The sequence below is a fragment of the Pseudomonas sp. P5_A2_2 genome, from assembly GCF_054177685.1.
Genome location: NZ_JBGCUL010000229.1, coordinates 1 through 6,035, shown reverse-complemented (window position 1 = coordinate 6,035; position 6,035 = coordinate 1). Strand labels below are relative to the sequence as shown.

Sequence of the window (6,035 nt, the reverse complement as noted above, 5' to 3'; positions counted from 1 at the left end):
ATTCTGCTGTTGATGATGTGGGGGCTGCACAAGGCGTTTTATCTGGAGTCGCAGAAGCAGATTGCGCAGATGCATTCACTGGCACCGGTGTCCGGATCACGGCGGGGCGGGTGGCGTCAGCGTTTGAGCCAGGCCGTGCATTTCCCGTCGCGGGATGAGGTTTATCGCTTCCTCGATACGACGGTGCGCCCGGCGATTGAAGAGGTCTCGGCGGTATTCATCGAGAAGGGCCTCAAGGTCATCACGCATCCAGAACCGGTCAACGACAGCGTCAGCCTGGAAATCGGTCACGGTGACGAACATCCATTTATCTACCAGGTGCAAATGCGCGGCTACTTTACGCCGTCGTTTGCCCGGGGTGGCATGGGTTCCAAGGAGCTCAACAACCGTCGTTACTACCGCGCCGAAGTGCATTTGAGCGAGGGCAGCCAAAACTACGATCTGGTGGGCTACACCAAGGAGCAGATCATCAACGACATCCTCGACCAGTACGAACGGCACATGCAGTTCCTGCATCTGGTGCGTTGATCGCGGGCAGGGCGCCGGGGCTTTTCAGCTCTCGGCGCTCAGCACCATGAACAACACCAGCGCCGCCACCGGAATGCTGAACACCATCGTGCCGATCCCCAGTTCCGTACTCAATGCCTGGCCGGCGGTCACCACGCCGATGGCGCCGTTGATCACTGTCAACGCCAGCCACAGGATCACGAAACTGTAGGTGAGTGTCTGACGGCTRAAGCCGAGTTTCTCGCCGATGAACAGCATCATCGCGAGCAGGACCAGGCCGAAGGTGATGATGATGATCGTGGTGTGCATGGTTTCTTCCATCCTTGCGATAGCTATCGCGTCTTCGTTGCTTTGGCGACTTTGTTCCTGTCGGCCCAGATCGCGCAAGCCTGTCGCTGTTTTGTTCATGTCTCCGGGCAGATTGAATTTCTGTGAAACGTTTCAGCATTTAGTCGAGTCCCAGGTTTTTTGGCGTCCGTGCGGGCGTATGCTGGGCGACTGGCGAAGCAGTCGAGACCAGATTCAAGACCGACAAGAGAGGATTCGATGACTTACACCGCTGCCGAAAACCGCTACGACTCCATCCCTTACCGCCGCGTGGGCCGCAGCGGCCTGGTGCTGCCGGCGCTGTCGTTGGGCCTGTGGCACAACTTCGGCGACAGCACGCCGATCGATACCCAGCGCGCCTTGTTGCGCACGGCATTCGACCTGGGCATCAACCACTTCGACCTGGCCAACAACTACGGCCCTCCGTACGGCAGCGCCGAGATCAACTTCGGCCGTTTGCTGCGCGAAGACTTCAAGCAGTACCGCGACGAACTGATCATTTCCAGCAAGGCTGGTTGGGATATGTGGCCCGGCCCTTACGGTCAGGGCGGCGGTTCACGCAAGTACGTGCTGGCCAGCCTCGACCAGAGTCTGCAACGCTTGGGCGTGGATTACGTCGACATCTTCTACTCCCACCGTTTTGATCCGGATACGCCGCTGGAAGAAACCGCCAGTGCACTCGCCGCAGCGGTGCAACAGGGCAAGGCTTTGTATATCGGCATCTCGTCCTATTCCGGGGTGAAAACCCGTGAAATGGCCCAGTTGCTCAAGGAATGGAAAGTCCCGTTGCTGATMCATCAACCGGCGTACAACCTGCTCAACCGCTGGGTGGAAAAAGACCTGCTGGACACCACTGACGAACTTGGCACTGGCGTGATTGCCTTCACCCCGCTGGCTCAGGGCTTGTTGACCGACAAATACCTCAACGGTGTGCCGGCGGATGCACGGGTCAATCGTCCGGGCGGTGGTTCGTTGCAGGCGTCGCATTTGTCCGAGGCCAACATCGCCCAGGTGCGGGCACTCAATGAAATCGCCAAGCGTCGTGGCCAGAGTCTGGCGCAACTGGCGCTGGCCTGGACCCTGCGCGATCCACGGGTCACGTCGGCATTGATTGGTGCGAGCCGGCCGGAGCAGATCATCGAGAACGTCGGGGCGTTGAAGAATTTGAGCTTCAGTGCAGAGGAACTGGCGGAGATTGACCGATTTGCCCAGGAGGGTGGGATCAATCTTTGGGAGAAGCCTTCTACTGCTGAGTAAGTAGTGGGTGCCGGACTATTCGGCGCCTTTCAGATCGCCATCGTCGGAACGCCGCCCGGAGCAAGCTCGCTCCCACAGTGTCCTTGTCGTACACAAATCCTGTGAATACCGCCGAACCTGTGGGAGCGAGCTTGCTCGCGATGAGGCCAGTCCTGACAGCAAAGATTTCAGGGGTCAGCGAAAGAAAGGCACATCCCCCAACACAGTCGCCCGCTGCATCACCCGCCGCTCCGGGCGGTAATCATCCGCCGCGTAATGCTGAGTCACGCGGTTGTCCCAGAACGCAATGTCGTCCTGCTGCCAGCGCCAGCGAATGGTGAACTCCGGCCGCGTTGAATGGGCAAACAGGAACTTCAGAATCGCCCCGCTTTCGGTTTCCGACAGTTCGTTGATCTTCGAGGTGAAGCCTTCGTTGACGAACAGCGAGCGGCGCCCGCTGACCGGGTGCGTGCGGATCACCGGGTGCGACAGCGGCGGATTCTTGCGTCGTGCCTCTTCCCACTGGACCAGCGCCTCGGGCGTGTTGCCATAGCGCTCCAGCGGGAATGAACGGGTGAAATCGTGGGTGGCGGTCAGCCCTTCGAGCAAGGTTTTCATCGGCGCCGACAGGGCTTCATACGCCGCAATCCCGCTGGCCCACAACGTGTCGCCGCCAAACGCCGGCAGCAACTTGGCGCTGAGCACGGCGCCCATGGCCGGGGTCGGCAAAAAGGTCACGTCGGTGTGCCAGATCGCATTATCGCGCACGTCGGTGACGGCGGTGTCGAGGATCAGTACTTGCGGTTGTTCCGGCACGTTGGGGTAGATCGGGTGAATGTGCAGGTCGCCGAAACTCGCGGCGAACCGCGCCTGTTGCTGTGGTGTGATTGGCTGGTCGCGGAAGAACAGGACTTGATGCTTGAGCAGGGCCTGCTCGATGGCATCGCGCTGCTCCAGGTTCAGCGGCTGGCTGATGTCGATGCCACTGATTTGCGCGCCGAGGGCGGAGCTTAGAGGAACGATGGTCAGTTGGCTCATGGTGGTTCTCTTCAATCCGGTGTGCCGAGCTTTTTGTGGGAGCGAGCTTGCTCGCGATAGCGGATTGTCAGGCGACACAGGTGTTGAATGTGCAACCGTCATCGCGAGCAAGCTCGCTCCCACATGAATACTGTCAGTGATTTTGGCCGTGCCACGGCACCAGTTTGCGTTGCAGGGCACGCAGGCCCAACTCCATGGCAAAGGCAATCAGCGCGATCACCAGAATCCCCAGCAGCACCACATCGGTGACCAAAAACTGCGCAGCCGATTGCACCATGAAGCCCAGACCGCTGGTGGCGGCGATCAATTCGGCGGCGACCAGCGTCGACCAACCCACGCCGAGGCCAATGCGCACACCGGTCAAGATATCCGGCAAGGCACTGGGCAAAATGACGTGGCGAATCAACTGCGCGCGGGTCGCACCCAGCGACTGCGCGGCACGCAATTTGGCCGGGTCGACCGTGCGCACACCGGTGGCGGTGGCGATGGCAATCGGGGCGAAGATCGCCAGGTAGATCAGCAGCACTTTCGACAATTCACCGATGCCGCACCAGATCACGATCAGTGGCAGATAAGCCAGCGGCGGAATCGGCCGGTAGAACTCGATCAGCGGGTCGAGCACGCCACGGGCGATACGGTTGGCGCCGATGGCGATTCCCACTGGCACGGCGGTGAGAATCGCAAAACCGAGGCCCAGGCCGATGCGGCCCAGACTCGCGCCCAGGTGCTGCCACAGGGTTGAATCCATGTAACCCGAAGTCGCCAGCAGCCAACCTTTTTGCAGTACGGCGGAAGGTGGCGGCAGGAATAGCGGTTCGATCAAACCGGTCGCGGTTACGGCCCACCAAATAACAAGGAGAGCGACCAGTGTCAGCACACTGATCCAGCGAGTGCTCAAACGGCGACTTGCCGGAATCACGGTGGTGCCTGGCGTTATCGCCGCGACGGGAATTTCGTAGCTGCTCATGCGCGCTCCTGCCGCTGGGCGGCGCTGCGTTGGGAGAACACTTTGGCGAGTACGTGTTCGCGGGTTTCGATAAAACGCGGGTCGGACTTGATCGAGCGAGCCGACTCGCCGGCGGCATAACGCTGACCGAAATCGAGGCTCAGGCGCTCGACGATTTGCCCAGGGTTGGGCGCCAACAGAATCAGGTCGGTGGCGAGGAACACGGCTTCTTCGATGTCGTGGGTAATCAGGAACACCGGTTTGGCGGTGCGTTGCCAGACTTGCAGCAACAGTTCCTGCATCTGCTCGCGGGTGAAGGCGTCGAGGGCGCCGAAAGGTTCGTCCATCAGTAACACACGCGGGTCGGCGGCGAGGGCGCGGGCCAGGCCGACACGCTGCTTCTGGCCGCCGGAAAGCTGCCAGATGCGGCGCAATTCAAAACCGGAAAGGTCGACCAGGGCGAGCATTTCCCTGGCACGAGCTTCGCGTTTGTCCCGGGCGATGCCGGCCAGTTCAAGACCGAACCCGACATTGGCCAGTACGTCTTGCCACGGCAGCAACGCGTCGTCCTGGAACACCACGCCACGCTCGGCACTCGGGCCTTGGACTGGCACGCCGTCGAGGGTGATGCGCCCGGCGCTGGGCTCGACGAAACCGGCAATCAGGTTCAACAGCGAAGTCTTGCCACTGCCGGACGGGCCAAGGGCGACCAGCAATTGCCGGGGGCCCAGGCTCAGGGAGATATCCGCCAACACCGGTTCCGGGTTGCCGGGGTACTGTGCGCTGATGCGCTCCAGCTGTAGCAAGGCCATCGCGTTGACTCCCGATCAGTTGGTGATGAACTTGGCGCTGACGTAGGGCGCGTAGTCCGGCAGCACGGCCTCGACCTTGCCTTGCTCCTTGAGGAACGCCGCGGTGTCGGTGATGGCTTTGGTAGTCGGTGCGCCGAGGGTGAGCACCTGGTCAGCTGCCAGCGGGTAGACGTTGCCTTGCAGCAGCAATGGAATGTCGCTGGCCTTGGCGCCGGAGAGCTTCACCAGTTTGTCGACGTTGCCTTGGTTGGCGAGCCAGGCTTGCGGGTCTTTGCGGTAATCGGCGTAGGCGTCCAGAGTCACTTTGGCGAACGTAGTGACGATTTCCGGATGCTTCTCGGCGAAATCCTTGCGCACGATCCAGGCATCGAAGGTCGGTGCGCCGAACTTGGCCAGCTCGCCGGAGGTGATCAGTACCTTGCCGTTTTCCTTGGCGACACCGAGGGCCGGGTCCCACACGTAAGTGGCATCGATGTCACCGCGTTTCCAGGCGGCRATGATCGCGGGTGGMGCCAGGTTGAGAACGGTGACTTTCGAKGGGTCGATGTTCCAGTGCTTGAGCGCWGCSAGCAGGCTGTAGTGACCGGTGGAMACAAATGGCACGGCGATTTTCTTGCCGATCAGGTCTTGCGGGGTCTTGATCCCGGAACCGTCGCGGGCGACCAGGGCTTCGGCGGCGCCGATCTGGGTGGCGATGAGGAAGGTTTCTACCGGGACTTTGCGAGTGATGGCGGCGGTCAGAGGGCTGGAGCCGAGGTAGCCGATCTGCACGTCGCCGGAGGCGATGGCAGCGATGATATCGGCACCGTTGTCGAATTTGCGCCAGCTGATATCGGCCTGGGTGGCCTTTTCGTAGGCGCCGTCGGCCTGGGCGACTTTCGCCGGGTCAACGGTGGTCTGGTAGGCGACGGTGAAGTCGGCCGCCTGGGCAAAAAAACTTGCGGTAGCCAAGGAAGCGGCCGCCAGCAAGCGTAGAGGGAAAGTCAGTTTCATCAGAAAGCTCCTTGTCAGGCGACCGAGTGTCGGCGTGAGAAAGAGACTAAATGATCTAAGAATTCTAAAATAAATAACTTTTTAGAATTAGCTTATGAGGGGAAAATTCTCAGAGAGACCGCTGCGCGGTCTATCGCGAGCAAGCTCGCTCCCACAGGATTTGCGCAGTTCCTGTG

General features: G+C 60.7%; 6 protein-coding genes and 1 pseudogene. 2 read left to right on the top strand and 5 right to left on the bottom strand.

Annotated elements, in window-relative coordinates; genetic code table 11:
• Positions 1–528 (top strand): annotated as a pseudogene (betT, locus tag ACXRVY_RS14770) (choline transporter BetT); the annotation flags it as partial.
• Positions 529–552: 24 nt separating this feature from the next.
• On the opposite strand, the gene ACXRVY_RS14765 reads toward betT, so the two are convergent.
• Positions 553–816: a hypothetical protein gene (locus tag ACXRVY_RS14765; protein ID WP_223462717.1), complete on the bottom strand. Its 264-nt coding sequence runs from the start codon at positions 814–816 to the stop codon at positions 553–555.
• A gap of 237 nt (positions 817–1,053) precedes the next feature.
• On the opposite strand from ACXRVY_RS14765, the gene mgrA reads away from it, so the two are divergent.
• A complete protein-coding gene (gene mgrA, locus ACXRVY_RS14760) occupies positions 1,054–2,091 on the top strand; it encodes an L-glyceraldehyde 3-phosphate reductase (protein WP_223462718.1) in 1,038 nt (345 codons plus the stop codon).
• A 174-nt stretch (positions 2,092–2,265) separates the two neighbouring features.
• Here mgrA and tauD read toward each other — a convergent pair whose 3' ends face one another.
• The 4 genes from tauD to tauA all read right to left on the bottom strand — a co-directional run bounded on the left by tauD (position 2,266) and on the right by tauA (position 5,859).
• Positions 2,266–3,108: a taurine dioxygenase gene (gene tauD / locus ACXRVY_RS14755; RefSeq protein ID WP_223462719.1), complete on the bottom strand. Its 843-nt coding sequence runs from the start codon at positions 3,106–3,108 to the stop codon at positions 2,266–2,268.
• A 133-nt stretch (positions 3,109–3,241) separates the two neighbouring features.
• On the bottom strand, positions 3,242–4,075 hold the full coding sequence (gene tauC / locus ACXRVY_RS14750) for a taurine ABC transporter permease TauC (RefSeq protein WP_223462720.1): 834 nt from the start codon (positions 4,073–4,075) through the stop codon (positions 3,242–3,244).
• Entirely contained in the window at positions 4,072–4,866 is a 795-nt protein-coding gene (gene tauB, locus ACXRVY_RS14745) for a taurine ABC transporter ATP-binding subunit (RefSeq protein WP_457265710.1), read from the bottom strand. Before tauB ends, tauC begins: the two co-directional genes overlap by 4 nt.
• A gap of 15 nt (positions 4,867–4,881) precedes the next feature.
• Complete coding sequence (gene tauA / locus ACXRVY_RS14740) at positions 4,882–5,859, bottom strand: taurine ABC transporter substrate-binding protein (RefSeq protein WP_457265709.1); 978 nt, start codon at positions 5,857–5,859, stop codon at positions 4,882–4,884.
• Positions 5,860–6,035: the final 176 nt, after the last annotated feature.

What these genes read in the sequence shown, in the direction of transcription:
- tauC (WP_223462720.1), bottom strand. Translation starts at nt 4,075, where the DNA reads ATGAGCAGCTACGAAATTCCCGTCGCGGCGATAACGCCAGGCACCACC.
- tauB (WP_457265710.1), bottom strand. Translation starts at nt 4,866, where the DNA reads ATGGCCTTGCTACAGCTGGAGCGCATCAGCGCACAGTACCCCGGCAAC.
- tauD (WP_223462719.1), bottom strand. Translation starts at nt 3,108, where the DNA reads ATGAGCCAACTGACCATCGTTCCTCTAAGCTCCGCCCTCGGCGCGCAA.